The 2,636-nt window shown below is 66.9% G+C and carries 3 protein-coding genes; 2 read left to right on the top strand and 1 reads right to left on the bottom strand.

The window, feature by feature from the left end:
• Nucleotides 1–153 precede the first annotated feature (153 nt).
• Both IE265_RS37945 and IE265_RS37940 read left to right on the top strand, forming a co-directional pair.
• Nucleotides 154–567 carry an XRE family transcriptional regulator gene (locus IE265_RS37945; RefSeq protein ID WP_190040356.1) on the top strand — a complete coding sequence of 138 codons (414 nt, stop codon included), beginning with the start codon at nt 154–156 and terminating at the stop codon, nt 565–567.
• Between the two features lie 195 nt (nt 568–762).
• Nucleotides 763–1,251 carry a hypothetical protein gene (locus IE265_RS37940; protein WP_190040355.1) on the top strand — a complete coding sequence of 163 codons (489 nt, stop codon included), beginning with the start codon at nt 763–765 and terminating at the stop codon, nt 1,249–1,251.
• A gap of 60 nt (nt 1,252–1,311) precedes the next feature.
• Here IE265_RS37940 and IE265_RS37935 read toward each other — a convergent pair whose 3' ends face one another.
• Entirely contained in the window at nt 1,312–2,565 is a 1,254-nt protein-coding gene (locus IE265_RS37935; RefSeq protein WP_190040354.1) for a tyrosine-type recombinase/integrase, read from the bottom strand.
• Between the last annotated feature and the right edge of the window lie 71 nt (nt 2,566–2,636).

Raw genomic sequence — 2,636 nt, 5'->3', positions numbered from 1 at the left:
ATGCGCCCTAGCATGTTCAGTCCCCGCCCGTGGACACTTTGTCTGTCTTCTGCGACAGCCAGTGCGGGTGAACAGGGGGAATCGCGGCGACGTATCACCAGCCACGTAGACAACACGCGTCCGGCGGGCGCTTCGAAGCGGCAGGAAGGCGTCATGGCTGAGCAGGGAGCTCGCACAGATCTGGCAGACCTCGTGCGCGAACGGCGGCGCGAGCTGGGCAGCGTCGACCGCCCGCTCTCACTGCGCGCGCTGGCCGCACGCTGCATCGACCCGGAGCATCCGGAGGCCGGCCCCGTCGTCGATCACAACTGGATCGACCGGCTCGAGAAGGGGACCCTCAGGGACATCCCCGATCTGACGAAACTCCAGGGGCTCCGCGCCGGCCTCGACGTCCCGTGGCCGCGAGTCCAGGCAGCGGCGGGCAGCCAGTTCTTCGCCATCGACCCGGTCTGGAGCGAGGACCGCAAGACCCGGGCGCTCGTTCCCGGGTACAGGGAGATGAGCCCGGAAGATCAGGCCAAAGCGGACGACCTGACTCAGTCTTGGCGTGACGCAAAGCTCGACTGATCGCCCATTCTCACTCCAACTCCCGTACAAAATGGTCGAGTTGGGCTCGGTCGATTACTCAGAGTGTGTCGGGTATTGGCTGAAAGTGGCCCTGCGGTGCATGATGGTCGTCCGCCTAGGGGGGTGGAAGAGAACCACTGTTCCGTGCTGCCCGACGCCAGCGGTAAGGCAGCGCGCGGGTCACAGGGGGCCTTAATGCAAGACCAGCACAGGTCGGCCACGTACCACCTAGCACGGCACGACAAGATCCCGATCGGCAGCCTCGTCCATGTCGAGGACTACAAGGGCGAGCGTGCCGACATCTTCCTGCACAAGGACCACGCGGACAGCCGACTCCGCGCGGAGTTCAACCACATCACCAGCCATCAGATCGGTCACGGTATGTGGCGGCAGCGGTGGACCCACGAGGGCCGGATGCAGCAGCCCAGCGAGGGCCTCGAGATCGCTGTGTCTCGATGGGAAATCATCCCCGCCCATCGCATGCCGAGCGGCACGATACTGATGACGGTGGAGGAGAAGGGCCTCTGCGTCTGGCTCATCCGTGAGGGGTACTGCACTCGAGCCCTCCGTGACGAGATGAACCGGATGCTCGGCCGCATCGCTGGTGACGGACTGTGGATCCAGGATTGGTACGACTACGACGAGGCGCTGCTGACGTCGCCGCTGATCCCCGTGTGCCTGTAACGCACGCATTCCGAAGAGGGGCGGCAGGGATACCCTGCCGCCCCTCGGCCGTGCCAGCAGCTACACGGCGCGCAGTCCCGCGCGCGGCGGCTCCACGTCCATGACGGCCGCGATCGCCGCGGTGATCTGGTCGTCGAGGTCGCGGACCAGGTGCCCGTACCGGTCGACCGTGGTCTGGATGCTCTCGTGCCCGAGCCGGTTCTGAATCGCCGGCAGGGGGATCCGCTTCTCGATCAGCCACGCCACATGCGTATGCCGGAGATCATGGATGCGCGGCCGCTTCGGCAGCCCCTTCTTCACCGCAGCCTTCACCGCCGGCTGCCACTTCCGGTCGTAGAAATTCGAGTGCCGCCAGGGACCGCCCATCGCGGCGCGGAAAACGAACTGCTCCGGCATCAGCCCCGTCGTGAGGCGCCGCGCCATCGCGGCCTGAGCGGGCGTCAGAGCCACCAGACGGCGCGCCTTAGTGGTCTTGGGCGGGCCGAGGTAGAACGACTTCTCAGAGCCCACCTTGGCCTTCTTCCAGGCCCGCTGCACCCGGGCCGTCGGGATTTCGGAGTTGAGCGAGAGGTCCCGCACCTGGAGCGCGCTGGCCTCGCCCCAGCGCATGCCCGTCCCGACCAGCCAGTCCGCCAGGTCTCGAGCGTCAGGGTCCTTGATCTCGAGTGCCACCCGCGCGTACTCGTCCCGCTCGAGGAAGGTCATCTCCTCGACGGTCTGGTCATCGAGCCGGGGGAGCTTCGTCTTCTTGCAGCAGTTCGTCGTGCGCAGCTGCGGTGTCGCATCGATGGCGGCCTGCACCACGCAGTACAGCAGCCCGTGCCGATTGCTGATCGACTTCGGGTCCGCTGGCCGTCGGAGCCACTTCCCCTTCTCGTCCGGGTTCGGGTCCCCGTCCTGCTCCCGGCGCACCCAGTCGGTGATGTCGTCCTGCGTGAGGTTGCAGATTGTCGCCGGCACCGCGATGCCGTCGGTGCGCACGTGCTCGAGGTGGGAGAAGTGCAGCCGCACCTCGCGCGCGTAGTCCTCGCGCGTCCGGTCGTCGACTCCCGTGAGCCGGCCGACGTAGCGATTCGCCCACTCGACCAGCAGTACGTCACCCGGCTGCTCGTCCGGCTCGACGAAGCCCCGCCCCTTGATCCACCCGTACGGCCACTTGTTGCCGTGCGCCTCGACCAGGCGGCGGAACTCCTCCGCCTGGCCCTCGTCGCCGAAGGACTCGTCCTCCCACGAACCGCCGCGCCCGCCCTCGAGCCAGCGGACCTGGAAGGTCGGTGGCCCCGTCTTCTTCTCGCGCTTCCTGATGCTCGCCATGGCGGGACGATAAGGGCATTTCCTAGATCCGGTGTGGCCACGGTTTGGCCAAGCTTTCGGAAACGACGAAG

This window comes from Streptomyces fructofermentans, assembly GCF_014651055.1.
Taxonomy (GTDB): Bacteria; Actinomycetota; Actinomycetes; order Streptomycetales; family Streptomycetaceae; genus Streptomyces; species Streptomyces fructofermentans.
Note: the sequence above shows the minus strand (reverse complement) of the source record. Positions and strands in the feature narration are given on the sequence as shown.